22 protein-coding genes and 1 riboswitch are annotated in these 23,925 nt (G+C 44.4%); of the genes, 17 read left to right on the top strand and 5 right to left on the bottom strand.

Going from position 1 to position 23,925, the window contains the following annotated elements; translation table 11 throughout:
* The first annotated feature begins 30 nt into the window (after nucleotides 1-30).
* A complete protein-coding gene (locus A6D97_RS18685) occupies nucleotides 31-1,125 on the top strand; it encodes an autoinducer 2-binding periplasmic protein LuxP (protein ID WP_065585010.1) in 1,095 nt (364 codons plus the stop codon).
* A complete protein-coding gene (gene luxQ / locus A6D97_RS18690; RefSeq protein WP_065585011.1) occupies nucleotides 1,125-3,698 on the top strand; it encodes a quorum-sensing autoinducer 2 sensor kinase/phosphatase LuxQ in 2,574 nt (857 codons plus the stop codon). Before A6D97_RS18685 ends, luxQ begins: the two co-directional genes overlap by 1 nt.
* A 59-nt stretch (nucleotides 3,699-3,757) precedes the next feature.
* Here the strand turns inward: luxQ and A6D97_RS18695 are convergent, their stop codons facing one another.
* Nucleotides 3,758-4,417: a PilZ domain-containing protein gene (locus A6D97_RS18695; protein WP_017066093.1), complete on the bottom strand. Its 660-nt coding sequence runs from the start codon at nucleotides 4,415-4,417 to the stop codon at nucleotides 3,758-3,760.
* A 194-nt stretch (nucleotides 4,418-4,611) separates the two neighbouring features.
* Here A6D97_RS18695 and A6D97_RS18700 point away from each other — a divergent pair, with 194 nt between their 5' ends.
* Nucleotides 4,612-4,962 carry a HopJ type III effector protein gene (locus A6D97_RS18700; RefSeq protein ID WP_017061764.1) on the top strand — a complete coding sequence of 117 codons (351 nt, stop codon included), beginning with the start codon at nucleotides 4,612-4,614 and terminating at the stop codon, nucleotides 4,960-4,962.
* Between the two features lie 134 nt (nucleotides 4,963-5,096).
* Here A6D97_RS18700 and A6D97_RS18705 read toward each other — a convergent pair whose 3' ends face one another.
* On the bottom strand, nucleotides 5,097-5,405 hold the full coding sequence (locus A6D97_RS18705; protein WP_080582242.1) for a DUF1289 domain-containing protein: 309 nt from the start codon (nucleotides 5,403-5,405) through the stop codon (nucleotides 5,097-5,099).
* Nucleotides 5,406-5,565: 160 nt separating this feature from the next.
* On the opposite strand from A6D97_RS18705, the gene yegD reads away from it, so the two are divergent.
* From yegD to A6D97_RS18725, 4 genes are all read left to right on the top strand, one after another.
* A complete protein-coding gene (gene yegD, locus A6D97_RS18710; RefSeq protein ID WP_017064846.1) occupies nucleotides 5,566-6,918 on the top strand; it encodes a molecular chaperone in 1,353 nt (450 codons plus the stop codon).
* Nucleotides 6,919-7,409: 491 nt separating this feature from the next.
* Nucleotides 7,410-8,468 carry a porin gene (locus tag A6D97_RS18715; RefSeq protein WP_017066091.1) on the top strand — a complete coding sequence of 353 codons (1,059 nt, stop codon included), beginning with the start codon at nucleotides 7,410-7,412 and terminating at the stop codon, nucleotides 8,466-8,468.
* Between the two features lie 348 nt (nucleotides 8,469-8,816).
* A complete protein-coding gene (locus A6D97_RS18720) occupies nucleotides 8,817-9,449 on the top strand; it encodes a fumarylacetoacetate hydrolase family protein (protein WP_065585012.1) in 633 nt (210 codons plus the stop codon).
* Nucleotides 9,450-9,599: 150 nt separating this feature from the next.
* Complete coding sequence (locus A6D97_RS18725; protein ID WP_029235785.1) at nucleotides 9,600-10,232, top strand: LysE family translocator; 633 nt, start codon at nucleotides 9,600-9,602, stop codon at nucleotides 10,230-10,232.
* A gap of 106 nt (nucleotides 10,233-10,338) precedes the next feature.
* Here the strand turns inward: A6D97_RS18725 and A6D97_RS18730 are convergent, their stop codons facing one another.
* Nucleotides 10,339-12,045 carry a phospho-sugar mutase gene (locus tag A6D97_RS18730; RefSeq protein ID WP_065585013.1) on the bottom strand — a complete coding sequence of 569 codons (1,707 nt, stop codon included), beginning with the start codon at nucleotides 12,043-12,045 and terminating at the stop codon, nucleotides 10,339-10,341.
* Nucleotides 12,046-12,499: 454 nt separating this feature from the next.
* Between A6D97_RS18730 and coxB the strand changes: the two genes are divergently transcribed.
* The 4 genes from coxB to A6D97_RS18750 are packed head-to-tail and all read left to right on the top strand — an operon-like array spanning nucleotide 12,500 to nucleotide 16,924.
* Nucleotides 12,500-13,702 (top strand): cytochrome c oxidase subunit II, encoded by a 1,203-nt coding sequence (coxB, locus tag A6D97_RS18735; protein WP_017064841.1) that lies wholly within the window; start codon nucleotides 12,500-12,502, stop codon nucleotides 13,700-13,702.
* Nucleotides 13,699-15,360 (top strand): cytochrome c oxidase subunit I, encoded by a 1,662-nt coding sequence (ctaD, locus tag A6D97_RS18740; RefSeq protein ID WP_017061756.1) that lies wholly within the window; start codon nucleotides 13,699-13,701, stop codon nucleotides 15,358-15,360. Before coxB ends, ctaD begins: the two co-directional genes overlap by 4 nt.
* Before the next feature lie 11 nt (nucleotides 15,361-15,371).
* The gene (locus tag A6D97_RS18745) at nucleotides 15,372-16,001 is read left to right on the top strand and encodes a cytochrome c oxidase assembly protein (RefSeq protein ID WP_017064839.1); all 630 of its coding nucleotides are present in this window, start codon (nucleotides 15,372-15,374) and stop codon (nucleotides 15,999-16,001) included.
* 38 nt (nucleotides 16,002-16,039) lie between these two features.
* Nucleotides 16,040-16,924 carry a cytochrome c oxidase subunit 3 gene (locus tag A6D97_RS18750; RefSeq protein WP_009845661.1) on the top strand — a complete coding sequence of 295 codons (885 nt, stop codon included), beginning with the start codon at nucleotides 16,040-16,042 and terminating at the stop codon, nucleotides 16,922-16,924.
* A 19-nt stretch (nucleotides 16,925-16,943) separates the two neighbouring features.
* On the opposite strand, the gene A6D97_RS18755 is transcribed toward A6D97_RS18750, so the two are convergent.
* The gene (locus tag A6D97_RS18755) at nucleotides 16,944-17,174 is read right to left on the bottom strand and encodes a DUF2909 family protein (RefSeq protein WP_017066085.1); all 231 of its coding nucleotides are present in this window, start codon (nucleotides 17,172-17,174) and stop codon (nucleotides 16,944-16,946) included.
* Here A6D97_RS18755 and A6D97_RS18760 point away from each other — a divergent pair.
* The 4 genes from A6D97_RS18760 to cyoE all read left to right on the top strand — a co-directional run bounded on the left by A6D97_RS18760 (nucleotide 17,062) and on the right by cyoE (nucleotide 20,732).
* On the top strand, nucleotides 17,062-18,009 hold the full coding sequence (locus A6D97_RS18760; RefSeq protein ID WP_083190249.1) for an SURF1 family protein: 948 nt from the start codon (nucleotides 17,062-17,064) through the stop codon (nucleotides 18,007-18,009). The genes A6D97_RS18755 and A6D97_RS18760 overlap by 113 nt on opposite strands.
* A complete protein-coding gene (locus A6D97_RS18765; RefSeq protein WP_065585015.1) occupies nucleotides 18,002-18,610 on the top strand; it encodes a hypothetical protein in 609 nt (202 codons plus the stop codon). Before A6D97_RS18760 ends, A6D97_RS18765 begins: the two co-directional genes overlap by 8 nt.
* Nucleotides 18,611-18,712: 102 nt before the next feature.
* Nucleotides 18,713-19,768, top strand: coding sequence for a COX15/CtaA family protein (locus A6D97_RS18770; protein ID WP_065585016.1), 1,056 nt, complete (start codon nucleotides 18,713-18,715; stop codon nucleotides 19,766-19,768).
* On the top strand, nucleotides 19,758-20,732 hold the full coding sequence (gene cyoE / locus A6D97_RS18775; protein ID WP_065585017.1) for a heme o synthase: 975 nt from the start codon (nucleotides 19,758-19,760) through the stop codon (nucleotides 20,730-20,732). Before A6D97_RS18770 ends, cyoE begins: the two co-directional genes overlap by 11 nt.
* Nucleotides 20,733-20,843: 111 nt before the next feature.
* Here cyoE and gbpA read toward each other — a convergent pair whose 3' ends face one another.
* A complete protein-coding gene (gbpA, locus tag A6D97_RS18780) occupies nucleotides 20,844-22,358 on the bottom strand; it encodes an N-acetylglucosamine-binding protein GbpA (protein WP_065585018.1) in 1,515 nt (504 codons plus the stop codon).
* Nucleotides 22,359-22,381: 23 nt separating this feature from the next.
* Nucleotides 22,382-22,471: riboswitch (cyclic di-GMP riboswitch) on the bottom strand.
* A gap of 323 nt (nucleotides 22,472-22,794) precedes the next feature.
* Here gbpA and A6D97_RS18785 point away from each other — a divergent pair.
* Complete coding sequence (locus A6D97_RS18785; RefSeq protein ID WP_017061749.1) at nucleotides 22,795-23,148, top strand: hypothetical protein; 354 nt, start codon at nucleotides 22,795-22,797, stop codon at nucleotides 23,146-23,148.
* Between the two features lie 100 nt (nucleotides 23,149-23,248).
* Nucleotides 23,249-23,920 carry a DUF3313 domain-containing protein gene (locus A6D97_RS18790; protein WP_065585019.1) on the top strand — a complete coding sequence of 224 codons (672 nt, stop codon included), beginning with the start codon at nucleotides 23,249-23,251 and terminating at the stop codon, nucleotides 23,918-23,920.
* Nucleotides 23,921-23,925: the final 5 nt, after the last annotated feature.

The raw sequence follows: 23,925 nt of genomic DNA on the forward strand, positions 1-23,925 counted from the left end.
CCAAAGTAGCTCATATAAAACGAGAAAAATATGAAACGTTTACTGATGTTGTTTGGACTTGCCGTATTTTCTGCGTCCGCTCTTTCCCATGGTACTCATGTCCTCAATAGGTACTGGGAATACCAAGATTATCTTTCCACTTTTCCAGAACAAAGAGCATTGACCGATAAAATGGTCGAGGCTGTACAAAATCACCCTGTGCCACTGAGAAGAATTCAAGACGAGCCAATTACGATTTCTGTGGTGTATCCGGGTCAACAGATCTCGGATTACTGGGTTCGTAATATTCAAGCTTTTGAGAAGCGTCTCGATAGGCTGAAGATTCGCTACCAAATAAATCAAGTATTTACCCGTATTAATGCTGATCTCGCGCAGCAGAGTATTTCGTTGCAAGAAGCGATTGAAAACAAGACGGATTATTTGATTTTCACGCTAGATACCACGCGCCACCGCAAGTTTATCGAGCACGTGTTGACCTCTACAGACACCAAACTGATTCTTCAAAATATCACGACGCCAGTGCGAGCTTGGGCAGATAGACAGCCATTTATGTATGTGGGTTTTGACCATGCGACAGGCAGTTTAAAACTGGCGGACTATTTTAAACAAGTAAGTCCGCCAGACAGTAAGTATTCTGTTTTGTATTACTCACAAGGCTATATCAGTGATGCGCGTGGAGATACTTTTATCCATGAAGTGAATACGGATACCAACTTTACCCTTAAGTCTTCGTTTTACACAAAATCAAACAAAGACAGTGGCTACCAAGCGGCTAAAATCAGCATAGAGAACGATAAGGATCTAGACTTTATCTATGCATGTTCAACGGATGTCGCTCTCGGTGCAATGGAAGCGATTCGTGAATCGGGCCAAGACATCTTAGTGAATGGTTGGGGAGGCGGCTCTGCTGAACTTGAAGCCATTGCAAGGGGCGACCTAGATGTTACTGTCATGCGTATGAACGACGATACAGGCATTGCAATGGCAGAGGCGATCAAGTGGGATCTAGCTGGTTTGGAAGTGCCTACCGTTTACTCTGGTGAATTTGAAATTGTCACCAAGGAAGATTCCCCAGAACGTATTTCAGAACTTAAACAGCGAGCATTTAGGTACTCAGGTCACTAATGAAGAAAAGTTACGCCAGTACACCTAGAAACACTTTAGCTAGACTCATTACGCGTATCGTTATTTTGGTGATAGGCGTGATGGCACTTGGCGTGCTTATTCATAATTATGAAACCAGCAGTAATATCGTACAGCAAGAGACGAATCGAACGGTACAGCAAACCTCAAGCCTGATCCAAAACATGTTTGATTATCGTTTGTCGGTGCTGCAAATCCATCAAGACAGTAGCTCACACAGTGAAACTCTCAGAGAGTACTTTGATACGGGTAATGACGAGACTCTGAGCTACTTTTTCTTTGGTGTTGACCAACGTGAACCGGATCATGCACCAGATTTACGCTTTGTCTCAACCCACGATGGTTTGGCTTGGGAAGACGGCAACAGTCAATTTTATGGTTTGGATGAGTCCAACTTAAAGCATATTTCTGATGAGGTTTCGTTCAGCAGTAATTGGCATTTTATTAAACTGAGGACAGATATAGGTAAGCGTCACTTGTTGGCTCGCCGTACCCCTATTGTTGATAACGCTACTGGGGGAGTCCTTGGTCAACTCTATATCGCCATTGTGCTTGACAACAACTTCTCTTTGGCTGAGTCAATCCAACAGGGCAGTAATAGCGAAAATATCGTGATTGAAGCGCACGGTACACCGGTGACATCGACATTCAGTGGTGATGAAAGCTACACCATTACTGACATCCTCAATTATCAAATGTACGAACAGTTGCCGCGTCATTTCGTTACCATCGCAACCATTAAGATTAATGCTGTTGAAACTCCTTTAATCATTCGAGCTGTTCAAAAAAATAATAATTTCATTGCGTTAGAAGAGAATTATCAGCGTGCGATCATCGTGGTGATTGTGGTGATCATATTGATGTCTTTTTTTGCTCGAACTTGGATTCAAAAGAGAGTCTCAGCCGAGCTTGATAAGCTAATGGACTTTACTCGTTCGGCAAGTGCTAGCGAAGAGTACAACAAGTTCGATGGCTCTAACATTTTCGAATTTCATCATATTGGTTGTACTCTTGAAGACACCTTTGAGCGCTTATCTGAACAGAATCAAAAATTCCAAGATCTCTTTAACTTTGCTCATTCGCCTATCTTAGTTTGGTCTGAAAAAGGCGATTTGATTCAGATGAACCCCGCCGCTCGCATGGCGTTGTTCGATGCTGATGACAATTATGGTCCAATTGCCCAAGAGTTTGAGCAGCGAATGCTGCCTAATATTCAAATGGTGGTTCAGGGTTCTAAACTGACGGGTATTAACGTACCCATTGGTGAAAAGGTGTTTCGTTGGAACATGTCTGCTATTCGCGTGGAACACGGCATCACAGGAGTGGTGGTACAAGGGCAAGATATTACTAAGCTTATCGAGGCGGAAAGACAGGCTGATCGAGCAAGAGAAGAAGCTGAGCATCTTGCGAATGTGCGAGCAGACTTCTTAGCTAAGATGAGTCATGAGATTCGCACGCCGCTCAACGGTATTCTCGGTGTGTCTCAGCTGCTCAAGCGCTCTATGCACAATGAAGATAATCGCGAGCAGGTGGATGTACTGTGTAATAGTGCGGAACATTTACTGGCGGTACTTAACGATATCTTGGACTTCTCAAAGATTGAGCAAGGGCAGTTTAATATTCAAAAGAAAGACTTCCGTTTAGGGGAGTTAGTTAATACCTTAGACAGCATCTATCGACCGCTGTGTGAAGATAAATCCGTCGAATTTACCATTGTGAATCACTTGGTTGATGACATTGAAATCAATACCGACCAAGTACGCCTCAATCAGATCATGTTTAATCTGTTGAGTAATGCTTTTAAATTCACTCATCAAGGCGGTATCTCCGTCAGCTTTGAGCTCGAGAGTATCTTTAACTCCGATCACGCCAGCTTGATCGTTCGAGTGAAAGATTCTGGCATTGGTATTGATGAAAGCAAAATTGATGCTGTTTTTGAACCCTTTGTTCAAGCCGAAGAGACCACCACTCGTGAATATGGTGGCACTGGTTTAGGACTTACAATTGTAAAAAATCTGGTCGATATGCTGGAAGGGGACATTCAAGTCCGCAGCGTGATAGGTCAAGGCTCAGAGTTCACGATAGAAATTCCTGTAGTCGTACACGCCAAGCCGCTATTAGTCGATGCTAAGCAACAAGCTGAGGTTGAGCCAGAGGCGTTGTTTAGTCGACCTTTGAATGTGTTGCTGGTGGAAGACAATCACACCAACGCCTTTATTGCTCAGGCTTTCTGTAAGAAATATGGCATGGTCGTCACCTGGGTAAAAGATGGCTTAGAAGCGATTGAGATGGCTAAGACGATTACCTATGACTTGATCTTGATGGATAACCAACTCCCTAATCTCGGTGGTGTTGAAACCACTCAGCAGCTAAGAGGTGAGATTGGTGTGTCAGCCCCTATTTATGCGTGTACCGCTGATGCTCAAGAGTCAACTAGAGACAGCTTTATGGCCGCAGGGGCGAATTACGTGATTGTAAAGCCGATTAAAGAAGAGTCGCTCCACCAAGCGTTTGTTCATTTCAAAAACTCATACTGGAATGACACAGAGCACTAGGCTTTAACTTAGTGCTCTTTAATGGAGTCTGTTGAAGAGAAGTAACTAATTTTCTGCCTTTATATCGAGCCAGCGACAAAGGCTTGTTCCAATAGCAGCGTTTTCAACTCATCACTCATATCTAGGTGTTCAGGGAATTGGATACCTAGCAGCCAGCCTTGTCTTTGCCTTTTCTTACTTACCACCTTGTAGACAAGATCGTCATCTAAGTACTCATTTAAGTCAGAATTGACTTTTATCTTCCAGCCGACATCAATATCTGATTGCTGGGTAAGATAGATACCGCACCCTGACGCTGAAAAGTCGACTAGTGTGGCATCCAGCGACAAGGTATCAAAAGTGACTTCACAGCTGAGACGTACTTTATACCTTTCGTGTTCACGAATAGGCTTGGTTGCAAAGTTTGAGGGTGGGCGAAGGAAGATTAGATGTGCTGGAGAGGTGATATGAGCCAGTACATTGGTTTTGAACGCGACAATGTGCCCAAGTTCGGTGTCGGTAATCGCACGAACAATAATATCAACGTTTGTGAGCTTTCTCAGCGTCAGTGCTTCTGTCGCTTTTTGCGTAAGCTCTAGGATGAGGTACTGATCTTCTTTGTGTCCGATATAAAGTGTACTGATCTGGATTGAGTCGTCTGGGCCAAATTCCAATACACCTGCTGTTTTTGTACCTGGCTTTAGGTATCTGAACAGTTCTAAGTTTTTATCTTTATGCATATTTGTTACTGAACAATGTTAATCGTTTGATAAAATAATATAACGCCCTGATAAAACTATGTCATTAGTTTCATTGAAGTAATTAGCAGCGTACAACAAAAAAGTGAATCGCTATCTCAAGTAAACAACGGCTTACTCTTGTCGTAAAACAAGATACACTGCTGACAGATATATACTTGATGGAGAAATAGTAAATGGAACTGGAAACCTTATTGAATACTCTGGCTGAAACCCCAGAGGCCGTGCAATTTGAAGATACAATGCAAGTGATCGAAGCTCACTATGATTTTTCTGAGCGCGAATTTCGCAATGGTGAGGTAGTGAACGCTGCAGGGCAGAATAATGGTTCGTGTAAGATTTTTGCTTTTGGTTTAGAGCAAGGCCTATCAGCAGAGCAAACACTTGCTTGTTTTGGTCAATTTTATCGTAACGACGTGCTAGGTTTTCCTGAGAACAGCGACCATCAAAATATTCGTAACTTTATGGTTCATGGCTGGAATGGTATCCAGTTTTCTCAGCCTGCGCTGGTTGCAAAAGTGAAGTAGACACTAACCAGGTAACGATTAGGTCGAAATTTAATCTCAGTATTTTGAAGCGAGAAAACAACCTCTCGCTTTTTTTGTCTATGTTGAACTGGCTAGTAACTTGCTATCCAGTAACTTACTAAATGGGCTCTAAACTACTGAACGGGCAGGGCAGACAAGCACTTACGACACATACAAACTCCAGCCTTTGGAATATCGCTAGTATCTCGTTTTTCTAACTCAAAACACCAACACGTCTCTTTGCCCGCACTGATATCGCATTGAGCTGGCTCATTACACTGTGGACATTGGTGAGTCGAACTCGCGCCACTAAGATTATCCATAACCGACGTTTGCTCTTCTTCAGATAAGCCTTTCCAACCTATAATTTCATCCATTGTTCGAAAGCAGCCACTACACATTCCGCCATTATTTTTACAAGCCGCTCGGCAAGGTGTTTTCATTTCTCTAACCTGTGATTCATTTGGGCTGAAATGTAGCATATTTGTTTCTTCTTGAAGAGCCGTTAAGCTAAGAAATTACTCAGTTAAATTTAGAAATGACCTCGTAATTTTTAGGCTTTTCATGTAGCATCTCGCCCCTTTTGTTGAGTGGGGGGATATTATGTTTATTGGATTTGATTATGGAACAGCGAACTGTTCTGTCGCGGCGATGGTTAATGGAGAGCCAAGCCTGTTACCGCTAGAAGGTAACAACCACTATATTCCCTCAACCGTGTTTGCGCCTACTCGTGAGAGTGTTTCTGAACATCTATTCCGCCACTTGAATATCAAGCCGAGTGATGCGATCGGTGAGCAAGTACTACGACGTGCGATTGCGCTGAACAGAGAAGAGAGTATCGACTTAGTGCCAGAAGACATGGCATTTGGTCAGGCTGCGTTGGACTTATATTTAGAAGACCCTCGCGATGTTTATTATGTTAAGTCCCCTAAATCTTTCCTTGGCGCGAGTGGACTGCATGATGTGCAGGTGAGCTTTTTCGAAGATTTAGTGTGCGCCATGATGGCAAATATCAAGAATCAAGCCGAACTCACGACTCAAGAGCAGATCAAGCAAGCTGTTATCGGCCGACCAATTAACTTCCACGGTCGAGGTGGTGAAGAGGCGAACAGACAAGCTGAAGACATACTGTCTCGCGCAGCTAAGCGTGCCGGTTTCCTTGATATCGCTTTTCAATTTGAGCCCGTAGCCGCAGGCCTTGATTACGAAAGCACATTAACTGAAAACCAAACAGTATTGGTTGTTGATATTGGCGGTGGTACCACCGATTGCTCATTATTAGAAATGGGACCAACGTGGTCTGGTAAAGCGGATCGTACCCAGAGCTTGTTGGCACACAGTGGGCAAAGGGTCGGGGGGAATGACCTCGATATCTATCTTGCATTCAAACAACTGATGTCACCTTTTGGTATGGGCAGCAAAGGCATTTCGGGTATTGATATGCCACTGACTCAATTCTGGAACCCAATTGCGATTAATAATGTTGAAGCTCAAAAGAACTTCTATTCAAGAGAAAACCTAGCGGCATTAAAATTACTTCGTAAAGAAGCGTCAGAGCCTCAAAAGCTAGAACGTTTGATGAAGGTTTATCACGACACTTTGGGTTACGGTATTGTGCGTAGAGCGGAAGAGGCCAAGATTGCGCTGGCAGAATCCCCTCAATATCGTGCTGCGATTAATGTTGCCTCTGAACTGGTCGAGGTAGATATCTCAGTCGAACAGATGGTTGAAGCGATTGAAACACCAAAGTCTAAGATGATTGAGTTGGTTAAAGAAGCGATTCAACAAGGCCAGAAAAAGCCAGACGTAATCTACATGACGGGTGGTTCCGCTCGTTCACCGATACTTCGTGAAGCCGTACAACAAGCTGTGCCGAATGTACCGATTGTGAGTGGTAATTACTTCGGTTCAGTAACTGCAGGTTTAGCTCGTTGGGCTGAGGTTTGCTTCAAATAAGAGTTCAATGATGAGTTATGAAGGGCAACCAGTCGCTGATTGGTTGCCCTTTTTTTGTTTTTCTCTAATGAACTTTCTATTGAACGATTTTTCCTAGCTCATATTGGGATTTGTTTCACAAAGCTAAATATTTCAGCTGAGCTCTACGTGTTACAAAATGTTTCAAAGGCAAAGGCGAGCCTCTCGATGGTCTGATGAGTTACCTTGGGTTTAGATTTTTAATGCTTTTTTAGTGATTATAAAATCAAAAATAATCAAAGTATTTATCTCAAAGAATGAAAGGAGATCCCAGTAATTGTCGTGTTAATCAACTGTTTTAAAAGGTATTTTTGTTTTTTATAGTGCGATTTTTTTTATTTTATATATTTTAATGCAACTTTTTTGTCATTCGTATATTAGTGTTTGCCTACTTGTTAAATGCAGGTAACAACTTCTCCGTAAGCACGAGGTTGTTAGTGAATAACTCACCCAGTTACATAATGGATATGACAATGAATAAGAAACTTTTAGCGCTAGCAATTTCTGGTGCAGTATTTGGTACACAGGCAGTTGCTGTAGAACTTTACAACGAAGACGGCACAACATTCTCTGTTGGTGGTCACGTATCAGTTGCAGTTGGTGACGTAAACAGCGATGACCGTATCAGCGAAGACGATATCGGTGTTGAGTCAGTTTCTCCACGTATCAACTTCGGCGCAACTCACGATCTTGGTAATGGCTTTACAGCTGATGCTAAAGGCGAATGGGCGCTAAACATGCTTGACGGCGGCGACGAGTCATTCACAACTCGTCTTGGCTACATTGGTCTAACTCATGAAGACTTCGGTCGTGGTGTTGTTGGTACTCAATGGGCGCCATACTACAACGTTGCTGGTGTTGCAGATATGCCAATCGCATTCGCGAATGACTTCATCTACGACGATCACGGTAACCTAGGTACTGGTCGTGGCGAAGAGATGGTGAGTTACGGCAATGCTATCGATTTTGGTAACGCTGGTTCTCTAAACGTAGGTGTTGCATGGCAAGGCCGCAAGACTGATAAAGTTTCAGATACAAACACAAACAAATACGGTAACCGTGCTCAAATTGCATTGAACTACGCAATTGCTGATTTCACAGCAAACTACGCATACAACACTGGTGACGTTACATTTGGTAACATTGGCGGTGGTTCTAAAACTGCTGATTCTAACGTAGTGAGTGCTACTTACGGTTCTTACGGTTCTGAAGGTCTATTCTTAGCTGGTGTTTATGCTATGAATAACTACATGAACTCAAGCTCTGGTGTTGCTTTAGAAGAGACAGTTGCAGTTGAATTACTTGCTTCTTACGCACTTTCTAACAGTCTGAACTTAAGCGTTAACTACGAAGCGGTAGAAGACGACAAGAACAGCGAAACTGTATACAGCACTTCAGCTCTACAAGCTGAATACAACTTCACATCTCAGTTCGTAGGCTTTGCTGGTTACCAGTTCGACCTACAAGGTTCTGGCGTGTACAAAGAAAAAGCTGATGACCAGTGGCTACTTGGTGCTCGTTACTACCTATAAGTCGCAGACTTATTTAGCATAGTGTTTACTCCTTAAGTTTACCTTTTAGGATACTGTCCTAGACACCATGCTAAGCCCTCTCAAGCCTTTGGTTTGAGAGGGCTTCTTTCGTTTTAATGCTCTTCAAATTTAACTGCCTACTTTAGTTTCATTTTCTCTAATTTATGTAAGCCGATGACTCTATTCCTGCTGGGTCGGTCGAGGTATACACCGATATTTACCTAAAAGTATTCAAATCAATGAATTGAGCTCAAGATCAGAATTTAGAGATCGGTAATCATCTTGTCGAAGACTCTCATTTTATGATGCGCTAAACTCTGCTCTCTAAAAATAGTTCAGGGATAAACTATGAGCAGCGTTGTAGATCAGAAACAATTGATGAAGTCGAAACGAACAGCAACCCCAACAAAAGTACTGTGTGTTGGGCGTAACTATGTCGATCACATTGAAGAACTTAACAATGCGATTCCTGACTCTATGGTGGTGTTTAATAAACCAAGCACCAGCGTGACTTCCTCTCTTTCTTCGTTTCATCAAGAAGCACTGCACTATGAAGCTGAAATCTGCTTTATCGTTGAAAATGGCCAATACTCAGCCGTGGGCTTAGGGTTAGACCTCACCAAGCGTGAGTTGCAAAGTAGCTTAAAAGCGAAAGGCTTACCTTGGGAACGCGCCAAAGCTTTTGATGGCTCAGCCGTATTTAGTCGCTTTGTTCCAATTGATAACTTAGACCTTGCAGACTTAAACCTAGAGTTGTTTATTAACTGTGTTCGTGTTCAGAAAGGACATGTTGAGCAGATGCTTTACTCTCCAAAAACTATCCTAGAAGAGCTGTCTTCTTATACCACCTTACTAGACGGCGATGTTGTGATGACAGGTACGCCAAAAGGTGTTGGGGCCGTACATCGAGGCGATATCTTCCTTGGTCGCCTAAAGTGTGGCGATACGACATTGATTGAGATCGAATGGGTAGCAAGTTAATTAGTCTTTTCTATTTAGTTAATAAATTGGCTTTGTCGCTTAATGTTGGTTTTTAATTCGATTAAATAAACGTCGAACAACTGATTGCATCTGGAAGGGTGTTGGTAATTGATATAAAATCCGCCTCCGTTTTTATCAATGCTGACCCTCATGATCGACTTAACCATTTTACCTGTCTACCTGACTGCCGTTGTTGCACTTCTTCTTTTACCTGGCCCTGATATGTTACTGATTGCGAGTTCAAGCATGAGCTATGGCCGTAAGGTCGGCGTGTTTGCAAGCCTAGGTAATGCGACTTCTGGAATCATTCTGACAGTATTAGCGGCTATGGGTGTATCAGCGTTGATCGCAATGAGCCCAATAGCGCTTAAAGCTCTACATTTGTTAGGCGGCGCGTACTTGTTGAAGATGGGATGGGACTGCCTGCGAACAGAGCAGGGTAACGCGCCTGAGTTAAGCGATAACTTTGCAGCAAAAGCCTACTATCAAAGAGCGCTAATCAGTAACCTGCTTAATCCTAAAGCCTTGGTTTTCTTTGTGATGTTTCTGCCTCAGTTTGTGTCGACGAATATTGAAGCGACTTCTGGTGAGCAGATGCTCGCTCTGGGTTTATTGTTGAATGTTCTCGGCTTAACGTTCAACTTTTTGCTGGTGGCTTTAGTGGGTACGATTGGTAAGTCTCTCGTAGAGAATGCTAAGTTTCGTACCTATCAACAGAAAGTGATGGGCGGAGTCTTCATCGTGTTGGCTATCTGGATGTTGTCTTCTTTCTTTACTTCGTAGACGAATCAAATCAGACATCTTCTCGTGGTTAGCCGCTGAGACAAAAATGGACGCTTCGAGCGTCCATTTTTATGTTTAACCGTTACATGTTGAACGTGCTAAATCGCTATGAATTCAACTCTTGTTGGTGCTGTTCAATCAGTTTCTCCATGTACTTCTCACCGCGCAGGCGAGTGTCTTCGTAGGTTTCTGTCCCTTCAAATTTTGTCACCGTCTCATAGTAGATCTTAACTTTTGGCTCAGTACCGGAAGGTCTTACGATAATGCGTGAACCATCTTCGAGATGATAGATGAGTACGTCACTTGCAGGCAGGTTAATGGCTTCAGTATTGCCTCCAATGACGAAGCGTAAAGAAGACTGCAAATCTTCAATTACAGAGATAGCGACACCGTTGATTGCTTTAGGCTGTGCCGAGCGGAGCTTAGAACCAATCGATGGTGAATCTGGGTCTAGTGCAATACTTCGCTGAGCGTTGGTATGAACCCCATGTTCAAATGAAATTTGAGCGAGAAGATCCCAAACTGTTCGACCTTGAGATTTTAACTCCTCAACCAATTGAGCAAACACGACAATAGCAGACAGCCCATCTTTGTCTCGTACTTGAGTACCAATTGTGTAGCCTAATGCTTCTTCATAGGCGAACAAGAAGTCGTTCTGATCATTTTCCAATTGCATGCCAATATTCGCTAACCATTTAAAACCTGTCAGCGTTTGGAAATAAGTCGCCCCGTGGGATTGAGCTACTTTTTCAAGCAATGTTGAAGATACGATACTGTTACCAACTAATTGGTTTTTGGTATGCGGCTTTGAGAGTAGATAATGAGCGAATAGCACACCAACTTGGTCACCTGTTAGCATTTTGTAAGAGCCATCATATGTTCTCACTGCAACCGCAAATCGGTCTGCATCTGGATCGTTGGCACAAGCAATGTCGGCATCGACACTTTTTGCTAAGTTAACCACCAGATCCATCGCGCCTTTTTCTTCCGGATTCGGGAAGTTGACGGTCGGGAAGTTACCATCGGGCTCTCTTTGCTCGGCGACGCTGAACACCTTATGGAAACCAGAATCGTGAAGTAGATCCTCGGCCATTTGTGCGCCGACACCATGCATTGCGGTATAGGTGATGGTGGTGTTCGCCGATTCGATCTCGTCACTCACGTATGGGCTCTGATTGATCGCAGCGCGGTACGTTTGATAATAGCCTTCAGTTAACCACACCAACTTACCTTGCGTTTCAGCGTCACTTAGGCTCATTAAAGGGAGCGGCTTGGTTGATGCGATATCGATTTCAGCGGCAATACCCGCGTCGTGAGGAGGAATGATTTGAGCGCCATTCTCCCAGTACACTTTGAAACCATTGTATTCTGGTGGGTTGTGGCTGGCCGTCACCACAACGGCAGCTGCGGCGTTGAAGTGCTCAATACCAAAGGCAACGATAGGGGTCGCCGCGACGTTCGAGGTTAGATAAACCTTAATGCCTAAAGCCGTGAGTACGGAAGCGGTATCAATCGCGAACTGCTTTGAATCTAAACGGCCGTCATAACCGACGACCACACCGCGAATGGTCGCATTAGCGACATGTTCGATTAAGTAGTGGCCGAGCCCGGTTGCTGTTTCCTGTATGACTAAACGGTTCATTCGATTTGGGCCGCATCCAACTTTGCCTCTAAGTCCTGCCGTTCCGAACTCTAATCGTTGAGTAAAGCGGTCTTCAAGTTCGTCGTGCATTCCCTCATCGATGAGGTGTTGAAGTTCTTCACGAGTTCTTGGATCTGGGTCTCTCGCTAACCAATTCATTGCATCTTGCATAATCACTAAACCTATTAATGTCTGTATGACTTACCGTTGATTTAATTTAAGTGATATTGATTCTCATTTCTATGGAGGAAATCGTAAAACTCGATATAAAATAAATTCCAACGGCAAGAGGGCACGTAGATTAAGCCACTTCAAATAATTGACTGTTTAGTAAGTAAACTTACCTTGAATAATTGGATATCACTAACTAGCCTTTTACATAAATATAACAAAATTTAACAAATTCGCCGTTTTTGAATCTTTCATGGAAACCTCCAACGCTTTTGAACCGTATTAGTTCTTGGGTTTATATGAGGTCAGTAGCCTGCTCACAGGCTAGTTCCATGTGAGTTGTAGATTGAGATTCAGCCTTTTCATGTGTAGCCGGAATAACAATGAATGTTGTCCAGTTCGCAACGACATTTAGGTCGCAAGTATCCAATTAGGAAGGACAAGGAGAGATCTTTTGAAAAGATTACTGGTTAGGCTAGCGTGGCTTTTGAAGAGTTTTGTTGTGCTTTTAGTATCGCCTTTAGTGCACGCTAGCAGTGATTACAACATGACTCAAGGCGTCACTGAGATCAGTGGTAAGGTGTATGAACTTCATATGCTGATCTTCTACATCTGTTGTGCGATTGCCTTTGTTGTTTTTGGTGTGATGTTTTATTCGATTTTGAGGCACAGGAAATCGAAGGGCGCAGTTGCTGCCCATTTTCACGAAAGCACGAAAGTCGAAATTCTTTGGACCATCATCCCTATCATCATTCTCATCGCTATGGCGATACCCGCCACCAAAACCTTAATAGCGATGGAAGATACCTCCCAATCAGATCTGACCGTTAAAATCACCGGGTCACAATGGAAATGGCATTACAGCTATTTTGGTGAAGACGTCGAGTTTTACAGCCTTCTAGCGACCAGTGACAAAGAGATTGAAGGCCTCGAAGTGAAAGGCGCGCATTACCTGCTAGAAGTTGATAAGCCGCTGGTACTGCCTGTTGACCGTAAAGTCCGTTTCTTGATGACTTCCGATGATGTGATTCACTCATGGTGGGTGCCAGCATTCGCAGTTAAGAAAGATACTATTCCGGGCTTTATTAATGAGGCTTGGACTAAGATAGATGAGCCTGGTGTTTACCGAGGGCAGTGTGCAGAGTTGTGTGGTCGTGCCCATGGTTTCATGCCGATCGTGGTGCATGCCATGGAAGAAGATGAGTTTGACGCATGGCTAGCGGAGCAGAAAGAGTTAGCGATAGCCGAACAACAAGCCGCAAAAGATGCATTAGGTGCGTCACTTTCCTTGGCGGAGTTGAATACCATCGGTGAAGAGGTTTACAAAACTCGATGTGCGGTTTGTCACCAAGCAAACGGTGAGGGCATTCCTGGAGCATTCCCAGCCATCAAAGGAAGTCCTATTGCCCTTGGTGATGTGGATGTTCATATCGACACAATTGTTTATGGTCGTGGCGGTACGGCGATGCAAGCATTCGATAATCAGTTAACCGAGAAAGAGATCGCAGCGGTAGTAACTTATCAACGAAACGCTTGGGGTAATGATACCGGCGATATTGTTCAGGCCTCAGATATCAACGCTTATAAGGCGAAGCAAGAAGGCAGTTCTGAAAGCTCAACGGATGATGCACAAAATGATGCTAAGGATCAGTTATGAGTTCACCAATCAATAAGCCGGTGAAATCGGCTCCAGCAGAAGATCAAGTACTGAGCCATTCTGCGGAAGGCACCTTGGGCAATAATGATTTGCCTGTTGATGATCACGATTCACATGCGGCACCTAAAGGCTGGGCTCGTTGGCTGTATTCAACCAATCATAAAGACATTGGTACACTTTATTTGTGGTTCAGCTTTGCAATGTTCTTAACGGGCGGCGCAATGGCGATGGTGATCCGTGCGGAGCTGTTCCAACCGGGTTTGCAACTCGTTGAGCCAGATTTCTTCAATCAGATGACTACAGTCCATGGTTTAATCATGGTATTCGGTGCCGTAATGCCTGCATTTACGGGTTTGGCTAACTGGATGATTCCGATGATGATCGGTGCACCAGATATGGCGCTGCCGAGAATGAACAACCTCAGTTTCTGGATCTTGCCTTTTGCGTTTCTAATCTTAATCGGATCTTTGTTTACAGAGGGTGGCGGCCCGAGCTTTGGTTGGACCTTCTACGCGCCACTCTCGACAACTTATGGCCCAGACAGTACCGCGCTATTCGTATTCTCAGTTCATATTATGGGGATCAGTTCGATCATGGGGGCGATTAACGTCATCGTAACCATAGTGAACATGCGCGCTCCGGGTATGACTTGGTTCAAGCTACCGATGTTCGTATGGACATGGTTAATTACCGCTTTCTTGCTGATAGCCGTGATGCCCGTTCTCGCGGGGGCTGTGACTATGGTACTGACTGACAAGTATTTTGGGACTAGCTTCTTTGATGCCGCTGGTGGTGGGGACCCGGTGATGTTCCAGCACATATTCTGGTTCTTTGGGCACCCCGAAGTGTACATCATGATCTTGCCATCTTTTGGTATTGTCTCAGCCATCATCCCTGCATTCAGTGGTAAGCGCCTGTTTGGTTATCACTCGATGGTTTATGCGACCTGTAGTATCGCACTGTTGTCATTCTTGGTTTGGGCACACCACATGTTCACCACGGGTATGCCAGTATTTGCCGAACTGTTCTTCATGTATTGCACCATGTTGATAGCGGTGCCGACCGGTGTGAAAGTCTTCAACTGGGTAGCGACCATGTGGCGGGGTGCTTTGACCTTTGAAACACCAATGCTGTTTGCGATTGCCTTCATTGTTTTGTTTACGATTGGCGGGTTATCTGGATTGATGCTCGCTATCGTGCCAGCTGATTTCCAATACCACGATACTTATTTTGTTGTGGCTCACTTCCATTATGTTCTGGTAACCGGTGCCGTGTTCTCGATTATGGCTGCTGCCTATTATTGGCTGCCTAAGTGGACCGGACATATGTACGACCACAAGCTCAGCCTGTGGCATTTCTGGACGTCGGTGATTTCAGTTAATGTACTGTTTTTCCCGATGCACTTTTTAGGGTTAGCGGGTATGCCGCGTCGTATTCCTGATTATGCGATTCAGTTTGCTGACGTTAACCAAGTCGTGTCGATTGGTGGTTTTGCGTTTGGGTTGTCTCAGCTAATTTTCTTATGGCTAGCGATTAAGTGCGTAAGAGGGGGAGAGCCTGCGCCAAGTAAGCCTTGGGATAGAGCTGAAGGTCTTGAATGGACAGTACCAAGCCCTGCGCCTCACCACACCTTTACCCATCCGCCGAAAGTGGATTAGAGGGCAGAACCATGAGTGATAAGCAAAGCGATCCCAATCAAGATAAAAAACAACCTAAGCGCCTGTCTAATAAGCGATCGACCAAAAAGCTGACGGGCTACTTGGTGTTGAGCGTGGTTGCGATGTTTTGCTTCGGTTTCGCTTTGGTGCCGCTCTACGATGTCATGTGTGAGGCCTTAGGCATCAATGGCAAAACTAATACTGTTTCAGCGGTGCAACCTCAGGGAATGCAGCCAGACTACTCTCGTACGGTTCGAGTCGAATTCATGTCCCACATCAAGCCAGATATGCCATGGCAGTTTTCGCCTGAAGTTCGAGTGTTAGAGGTTCATCCTGGTGAGGTGGTTCAAACTAACTACATTGCCAAAAACCTTTCTGGAGCCTCATTGGTTGGCCAAGCCGTACCGTCGGTTTCTCCAGGTATGGGGGCAACCTACTTCAATAAGATGGAATGCTTTTGCTTTAATCAGCAGCCATTGGACGGGCACAAGAGCGCAGAAATGGGTTTGATATTTTACATTGAGCCAGATATTCCAGAATCGATACATACGCTGACGCTCTCTTACACATTATTCAATATCACGAATGAGGTGGGTGCTGCGGCCAATAAATCTGAGCCTAACGTACTCGCAAGTAACTAGGAATTTACAGAACCAGTATCAACATAAGGAGTTGAGCGATGAGTTCTAAAAAGGAAGTTTATTTCGTTCCACATCAAAGCCACTGGCCATTGGTGGGTGCTGTAGCACTGTTTTTGGTCGCGGTTGGCGCTGGCTTGACGGTGCAAAACATGGGTACCGACGCCGCAGGTGGTGTGTTTGGCAAAGCGGTGTTGTTAGTCGGGTTTGCTGTGCTGCTTTACATGCTCGCAGGTTGGTTTAGCAATGTGATCACAGAATCATTGAGTGGTCTCTATTCTGAGCAGATTTCTCGTTCTTTTAGACAAGGAATGAGTTGGTTCATCTTTTCCGAAATCATGTTCTTTGGCGCTTTCTTTGGCGCGCTTTTCTATGCTCGAATGATTTCTGTGCCTTGGATTGGTGGTGCGGGCAATAATGAAATGACCCATGAAGTATTGTGGCCGATGTTCCAATCAATTTGGCCACTAACGACGACCCCTGATGGCGTAACGACACAAGCCATGCCTTGGCAAGGTATCCCGCTTAAGAACACCATTATTCTGCTGCTTTCCTCTGTGACGCTGCACATGGCACATATCAGTCTTGAACAAAATAAGCGTATGGCTTTGATCGTGTGGTTGGAGATAACCATTGTTCTGGCTGGCTTCTTCCTGTTCTTCCAAGTTGAAGAGTATCTTCACGCTTATCAAGAGATGGGGCTGACACTTCAGTCTGGCATCTACGGTAATACCTTCTTTTTGCTGACTGGGTTTCATGGCTTACATGTCTGTTTAGGGACGATCTTTTTGATTGTGTTGCTGGCAAGGGTTGCGAAAGACCACTTCACTCCGAAAGACCACTTTGCGTTCCAAGCGGGCAGTTGGTATTGGCACTTTGTTGATGTGGTTTGGTTGGGCCTGTTTGTGTTTGTTTATGTACTTTAACGATTGAGCCTATAGGGGATTAATAGGGGCGAGGGTTGGGAGTTATCACTCCTGATCCCAGAGCAAGTAATAAAAGTAGCACGACAACGGCTGACCACATGACACGACGCCCCAAGAAGTAACTGAGTCTTTTTCCATTGTGTTTGCCCGAGGCGATTTGGATTAGGCCTTTCATCAAATTGAAAGCGATAAAAAACAGCAAAGCGACCAAGACGACTTTAAATAACAGAACAAAGGTAGATGACGCCATAGTGATAACTCCAAACCGATTGATTGATGATGAACACAAGTTCCGCAGTAAAGGTTTTTGGATAGCGGTTGTTTTAACTGTGGTTTCAGTCGGCGCTTTAATCAAGTTAGGTTTGTGGCAACTCGATCGTGGTAACGAGAAATTACGTTATGAACAGCAATTAGCTGAGAGAGCACATCTCTCGTCACAACCTTTAGGTGTCGTTATTTCTGAGTTGCGAGAGCTGGATTTATCTGGTCAAGAGTCATTAAATCCTCAAACCCTAAACGGGTTAAAGGCTGATGTTGAATTAGTCAATACGAGCGGCTTGATGCTCTTGTTAGACAACCAGATAAGCCAAGGAACGGTAGGGTATGTGATTTACATGTTGGGTGAGGTTCGCTTTGAAGATGGAAACCAGTCCTTAGTGGCTGAAAAACAGTTGTTGATCGATCTTGGGTTTGTTCCGGCAAGTAATGACAGAAGAGAACTACCGCAATTAGGAAGTATCACTGTACCAACCAAAATGTCAGGGCGCTTGTATACACGCTCAATTAATCCTTTAAGTCATGAGTTGGGTTTAGAAAATACGACACCGAATAGAATCCAAAACCTAAACATAGCAGCGTTATCACAGTATACAGGACAAGAAGTGCTGCCCTTTGTCTTCCAACCTCAGAGTTTAGATTCATGGCCCTATGAAATGTTATGGCGTCCAACGGCGATGAGGTCTGAGAAGCATTTTGGTTACTCATTTCAATGGTTTGTTATGGCTGCGGTACTTTTGTTTTTGATGTTGTTGATTGGCTATCGGTACCTAAAAGCAACACCTATCACGAGGAATAAGGATGGATAAATCTCAAGTACAAATGAACAGGGAAAGTACCGATGCAAACATGGCCGAGCTTAAAAGCCGCCGAACTAAGGGGCGTCTGGTATTAATCGGATTAGTGTTGATTTTCGCTTTGCCTGCGATTATTGCCAAAACCGTGTTGGATCAGAATTGGTACACCTCAGGCGTCACTAACTCGGGTGAATTGGTAGAACCAAGAACCACACTAGCAGATTTCGGCGTAACGGTACCCATGGCAGGAGAGGGTTGGGTTGTGGGTTATATCGCACCGATGGAGTGCGAAAGCTTGTGTGAACAACAACTCCATTATTTGAATCAAAGTTATTTAGCGCTAGGGAAAAACAAAGAGCGCGTGACCGCCGTTGTTTTTGTATCGGAAGGTAACTCGTTAACGGGTTCGCTTGATAAGCCGGATTTGTCTTTTTTAGCTGGTGGCGATCAGTTAAGCACCGAGTTTGCACCGGCTTCCATTGTCATTATTGACCCGCTAGGACAGTTGGTTATGGAATACAAAAGCGTGTCGGAACCGTCGCAGTTAGTCGGGCAATCCAAAGGCATGATTCATGATTTAAGAAAGCTACTTAAGCTATCACGAGTTGGGTAGTTGATAAGATTATCCACTAAAGCTTAAGTTTATAAGCTTTAGCAGATTGCGTTAATGCTGAGTGTTGTTAGCGAAAAGGGAATAAGTATAGGGAGATAAACGATGCAGAATAAAGCCCCTGATTTACTCATGCACATGATGAGATTAACTATCTTGTTAACCCTTACCGTGATTGTGCTCGGCGCTTATACCCGTTTGTCTGATGCTGGCCTTGGCTGTCCTGACTGGCCTGGGTGCTATGGAAAGATTACCGTTCCCTCGAATACCCAAGCAGTTAATCAAGCCAATCTACAATTTCCAGAACGAGCTCTCGAAGCAGACAAAGCTTGGATAGAGATGATCCATCGCTACTTTGCAGGAACATTAGGGCTGCTTATCTTTGTCGTTGTTGCTTGGTGTATTAAAAAGAATATAACAGCTGCTGGTCTTCCGTTACTTATCTCTGCAACCGTGATATTTCAGGCTTTGCTTGGAATGTGGACGGTGACTCTCAAGTTGATGTCCGTTGTGGTTATGGCGCATTTGATGGGGGGCTTCACGTTGCTGTCACTGCTGTGTCTGCTCTACTGTCGTTTGTCTCAATTCCAAAGCCGTTTTGGTGAGGCTACCTATTCTTCATCACTTAAAGTCTCGGCACTATTCGGATTACTCATTGTAGTCGGGCAGATACTGCTTGGTGGCTGGACATCGTCTAATTATGCCGCTCTGGTGTGTACCCAATTACCTATCTGCGAAGGGAACTGGACAAGCTATTTAGATTTCAAGAATGCGTTCGATTTTGCTCAACATGGACACGACAACTATGAGTTTGGCGTGTTGGAATATCCAGCAAGGCTTACCATTCATGTTATGCACAGGTTCGGGGCTATTGTGGCGACGTTAACGGTGCTGATGATCGTGTACCAGCTATGGAAATTTGGCCAAGCGCCTCACCAAAAGCTGAGCGTGATTGTCGCAATAGTCCTGTTTACCCAAATCAGCCTTGGGATCAGTAATGTATGGTTTCACCTGCCAATCTCAGTCGCGGTTTTGCATAACCTAGTCGCAGCGATGTTGCTCATCAGTATGGTTGTAACCAATTTTGTCGTGTGGCAACACAAACCAAGTCAGAGCTTGGTGAAAAACAGTGTATTACAAGGAGGTAATCATGGTCAGTAGAACGTCAACACAACATGAAGTAGTGGTTCAAGACGCATCCTTAATTCATAAGATAACAGCCAACAATGACACAGCTTTAAGTAACGAAATAGCTGCAAAAAACAAAGCAACTTGGAAAGTTTATTTAACGCTGACCAAGCCGAAGGTGGTGGCTTTGATGCTGCTAACTGCATTGGTTGGGATGTGTTTGGCTGTGCCTAATGGATTGCCTTTGCAACAAACTCTGTTCGGAATGATTGGGATAGGGTTAATGGCAGGTTCAGCGGCTGCGTTTAACCATTTGATCGATAAAAAGATCGACGGCCAGATGACTCGAACAAATCGACGCCCTTTACCATCCGGTGAGCTGAGTAGTGTGCGTGTGTTTAGCTTTGCAGCAGGTATCGGCTTATTTGGGTTCGCTACGTTAGTGGTGTGGGTCAATCAACTCACGGCTTGGCTAACCTTTGCAAGTTTATTGGGCTATGCGGTCATCTATACCATGTACTTGAAGCGAGCGACGCCACAGAACATCGTAATTGCAGGGATAGCTGGCGCAATGCCACCGTTATTGGGCTGGACGGCAGTCACCAACGAGCTGCATTCAAATGCTTGGTTGTTGGTGATGATCATCTTTATTTGGACGCCTCCTCATTTCTGGGCGTTGGCAATTCATCGTCGTGATGAGTATGCCAAAGTGAACATTCCCATGTTGCCTGTGACTCACGGAATCGAATACACCAAGACGTCTATTCTTCTGTATACCTTTTTGCTTAGCATCGTGTGTATATTGCCTGTATTGGTTGGCATGAGCAGCTGGATATATCTGAGCGCTTCATTGGTGCTCAACGGCGGGTTTGTTTATCACGCTTGGGTACTGAAATATCGTGATGAACCCAATATGGCCATGAAGACCTTTAAGTTCTCCATCTATCATCTGATGATCTTGTTTGTGGCTCTGTTGGCAGACCACTATCTACTTTGACAACTGGCGTTTCTACTTTTAATGAACAAGAAAACGGATGCTTTGGGCATCCGTTTTTGTTTGGTTGATGACTAAAACTCACCCAATACAAAGTAAGTATCTAGCGAGTACTTAGTCCACTTTGTTCCAAGCACTTTGCCAGTGTGAACCGACACCTGGTTCGTACTGAGTTGCTGTTGGAGCCCATTGAACACAGTAGCCAGAGTATGGGAACTCTTTACACTGATAAACGCCACCATCGCTGCTTAGAACCTTTGTTCCTGCTGTGTAAGACTCAATGCTTTCTGGGAACACGAAGTCGTAATCGCCCGCTGGTGGCGGCGTTTGCTCGTCCATTAGATGGAAATCAAGCGTGTTCTGATCCACTAAGTTACCTTGGTCATCTTTCGTCACAACCACAAGCATGTGGTGACCAGCTTCAGACTTAGAAAGAGTCAGTTGAACATCTTCAACTTGTCCGTCTGTTAGAACCGATTTCTGAGATGCAAGCGCTTCACGGTGATGGTTGTATACGGTAAGCTCAGCTTGGATATCGCCTGTTGCCGCTAACGTAAGGTCAAGCTGAGTAGGTTGGCTCTCATCGATAATGTACTCTGATTCTAAGCCCGTTACTTCTAGCTCATGCTCGGGTTCTGGAGTATCAATCTTGTAGCCGACTTCAACACTGTTAAAGCCAGAGCCTGCTTTTAGATAAACAGGGTTCGTGCCGTAAACGGGTGCGAAATCGCCTTGGTCGTTCAATTGGCCTGCTTTGATTTGCGTCTGCTCTTGATTGACCTTAGAGGCAAGTGCGTAAGACCAGTTATTGGCTTTGCCTTGCTCAGTACTTTCAATCACAAGCTCAGTGCTGTATGAAGCGTTCTCACCGGATTGGTCGAATACGCGAGTATAAACAGCATCACCAACATTCAGGTCTTGTGTTGGGTTGATTTGACCGCCTTGATCCCAATCAGGAATGATAGGGCCGTCACCATCAAATTTCACGTCGATAACGTTGTAGAAAGCCGCTGCAGTGTCACCTACATCCCATACGGCAAGGATCACTTGATAACCTTCACGCTCTGGCACATTACACAAGTGACTGACTTGCATCGGTGGCTGTTCCATATTGCCTTCAACAACACAGAATGGCGTTAAGTCAAAAGAGCTGCGAGCCAACGGCTGGTTTGGATTCCAGTCGGGTTGAGTAATGTAATATTTCCAATCGCGAGTCTTGTGGTTAGCTGTGAATGTCCACTCGAAGTATTGAGAACCAGACTTGATAGGGCGTTTAACCCAGCGGTCTGCCTTTTGTTCGTCTAGTGCTGCTGCTAAAGAAGATTGCGCACTGGCGATTCTCCCATCAGCAGGGCCAACTTCTGGGAAGCCTTCAGGGCCTTCTACACTTTGTGGTTCGTATTGGATACCACCACAGTTGGTGTTTTTCTCTTGCGTATCACTCGCAGGGAACTTACATAGGGCAACACGGCTCTCAGCTACGCCATTGTTGTATGCCGAGACATAACCGTGACCGAAGCTTGCACCGCTTACGCTAAGAAGCGATAGCGCGATGAGTGATTTTTTTGGAGTTGTTTCATTATTTGTCCTTACTGTATTTGGCCGACAAAAAAGAGAACACCCCGGCATGCATTTACACTTAAATTCTATTAAGTGGCGGCCCCGCTATCATAGACAGAATATTTGTCGACAGACCGGTGGCTTTGCGTCTTATTCTTTCAAATAGTTTGCCAGAAGTGCGTTTGAGCAATCGAAATGTAGCCAACCAGTTTTATAAATGCGAATCAATCGATTGAAATGTGGAATGCCAATCTCGAACTTTTAATTCTTGATACAAATTAACTTGCTATATGTTTAGTTCGTTAACGTATAAATTATTGATATAAATAAAGAAAGCATTTGCTCTAATCGTTTTAGTGAATGAATTTGGGTTGTTTCGCTTCGCTCTGTACAACAATTGTGCGCATATCAAAACCAAACCTTTGGTTTCCACTAACCGAACCCTGACACGCTATGTATGAAAAAACGGACAATTGATTGGTATGAATTATATAAAGGAGTCGGTATGGAATTCACAGAACTAGACAGAGACGCGTTGTATCAAACGTGGATGTCACAAAAATCGAGAATGCGAATTACGCAGATGGAGTTTTCAAAAAAGCTAGGCATGAACCAGCTTGATTTCTCAAGAGTGCTAAGAGGGGAGACGCCATTAACCATGTCTTTCATTAGTCACTTTTGTCGTTTACTTCATTTGGAACCAAGGAATGTATTCCCTTCGCTAAAAGAGGGTAATGAATCGGGCCCTAAAGTGGTCTACCTGAAAAGTAGAATGAGTGTTGATGGTGAGATCCAAAATGCTTATATTGAAGGAAATCAGGTAATTGTAGAGTACGCACACACTGTTCAACATGATTAATTTTAGAGTTAGCTCTGATTTTTAACCCCCTTTTTCTACAACCTTTTCACATAGGGTATGTCATACTTAATTAGATTCCTTAATTTTGACTAAGTGCGTTATGAACCCTTTAAAAGTCCTTTTGCTTGTTGCAACCAGCATTTTCTTGCTTGGTTGTGCAGGCGGCCCAATTAGAACCGCTACTAAATTTACCAGCTACGAAGATTTTCAGGCTGGGCCTGACGGAGGCGTCGACTTGGTTTGGGCAAGGGTTGGGCTACGTGATGCGCAGCGATTGAGCTCCAAGTTAGACGACTATGATTCTGTGGTGATCGACCAAATTTTTGTTTTAGCAGAAGAAGGTTCGTTGGATCAGGAAGAGATTCAGGAACTCACTGAGCACATGGTTGCGCGCTTGGAAGATAAAATATCGCCTCATAAAACGATTGTCGATGAACCGACAGGAAAAACGCTCCGCTTGAGTATCGCTCTGAGTAACGTTGAAACGCCCAATCCGATCTTAGCTGTAACGAGCAGCGTTCTGCCGTTTGGCCTTGCGATGTCAACCATATCTAAGGTCACGACTGGTGAGCACACCAATGTTGGGAGTGCGAGTGTAGAGTTATTGGTCAGTGATGCTCAAGAGGGCACACCACTGTTTGCAGCCATCGACCGTGAAGCGGGTAACAAAGATTTTTCAACCATGATTGATTCGCTGGATGATGCCAAAGACGCGATCAACTATTGGGTTGAACGTTTAGGTGATACTCTACACAACATAGATGACGCATAGTAAAG

It is taken from the genome of Vibrio sp. ZF57 (assembly GCF_001691235.1).
Taxonomy (GTDB): Bacteria; Pseudomonadota; Gammaproteobacteria; order Enterobacterales; family Vibrionaceae; genus Vibrio; species Vibrio crassostreae_C.

What these genes read in the sequence shown, in the direction of transcription:
- yegD (WP_017064846.1), top strand. Translation starts at nt 5,566, where the DNA reads ATGTTTATTGGATTTGATTATGGAACAGCGAACTGTTCTGTCGCGGCG.
- luxQ (WP_065585011.1), top strand. Translation starts at nt 1,125, where the DNA reads ATGAAGAAAAGTTACGCCAGTACACCTAGAAACACTTTAGCTAGACTC.
- ctaD (WP_017061756.1), top strand. Translation starts at nt 13,699, where the DNA reads ATGAGTTCACCAATCAATAAGCCGGTGAAATCGGCTCCAGCAGAAGAT.
- A6D97_RS18720 (WP_065585012.1), top strand. Translation starts at nt 8,817, where the DNA reads ATGAGCAGCGTTGTAGATCAGAAACAATTGATGAAGTCGAAACGAACA.
- A6D97_RS18765 (WP_065585015.1), top strand. Translation starts at nt 18,002, where the DNA reads ATGGATAAATCTCAAGTACAAATGAACAGGGAAAGTACCGATGCAAAC.
- A6D97_RS18685 (WP_065585010.1), top strand. Translation starts at nt 31, where the DNA reads ATGAAACGTTTACTGATGTTGTTTGGACTTGCCGTATTTTCTGCGTCC.
- A6D97_RS18770 (WP_065585016.1), top strand. Translation starts at nt 18,713, where the DNA reads ATGCAGAATAAAGCCCCTGATTTACTCATGCACATGATGAGATTAACT.
- A6D97_RS18755 (WP_017066085.1), bottom strand. Translation starts at nt 17,174, where the DNA reads ATGGCGTCATCTACCTTTGTTCTGTTATTTAAAGTCGTCTTGGTCGCT.
- gbpA (WP_065585018.1), bottom strand. Translation starts at nt 22,358, where the DNA reads ATGCCGGGGTGTTCTCTTTTTTGTCGGCCAAATACAGTAAGGACAAAT.
- A6D97_RS18695 (WP_017066093.1), bottom strand. Translation starts at nt 4,417, where the DNA reads ATGCATAAAGATAAAAACTTAGAACTGTTCAGATACCTAAAGCCAGGT.
- cyoE (WP_065585017.1), top strand. Translation starts at nt 19,758, where the DNA reads ATGGTCAGTAGAACGTCAACACAACATGAAGTAGTGGTTCAAGACGCA.
- A6D97_RS18785 (WP_017061749.1), top strand. Translation starts at nt 22,795, where the DNA reads ATGGAATTCACAGAACTAGACAGAGACGCGTTGTATCAAACGTGGATG.
- A6D97_RS18705 (WP_080582242.1), bottom strand. Translation starts at nt 5,405, where the DNA reads ATGAAAACACCTTGCCGAGCGGCTTGTAAAAATAATGGCGGAATGTGT.
- A6D97_RS18790 (WP_065585019.1), top strand. Translation starts at nt 23,249, where the DNA reads ATGAACCCTTTAAAAGTCCTTTTGCTTGTTGCAACCAGCATTTTCTTG.
- A6D97_RS18715 (WP_017066091.1), top strand. Translation starts at nt 7,410, where the DNA reads ATGAATAAGAAACTTTTAGCGCTAGCAATTTCTGGTGCAGTATTTGGT.
- A6D97_RS18750 (WP_009845661.1), top strand. Translation starts at nt 16,040, where the DNA reads ATGAGTTCTAAAAAGGAAGTTTATTTCGTTCCACATCAAAGCCACTGG.
- A6D97_RS18745 (WP_017064839.1), top strand. Translation starts at nt 15,372, where the DNA reads ATGAGTGATAAGCAAAGCGATCCCAATCAAGATAAAAAACAACCTAAG.
- A6D97_RS18730 (WP_065585013.1), bottom strand. Translation starts at nt 12,045, where the DNA reads ATGCAAGATGCAATGAATTGGTTAGCGAGAGACCCAGATCCAAGAACT.
- A6D97_RS18700 (WP_017061764.1), top strand. Translation starts at nt 4,612, where the DNA reads ATGGAACTGGAAACCTTATTGAATACTCTGGCTGAAACCCCAGAGGCC.
- A6D97_RS18725 (WP_029235785.1), top strand. Translation starts at nt 9,600, where the DNA reads ATGATCGACTTAACCATTTTACCTGTCTACCTGACTGCCGTTGTTGCA.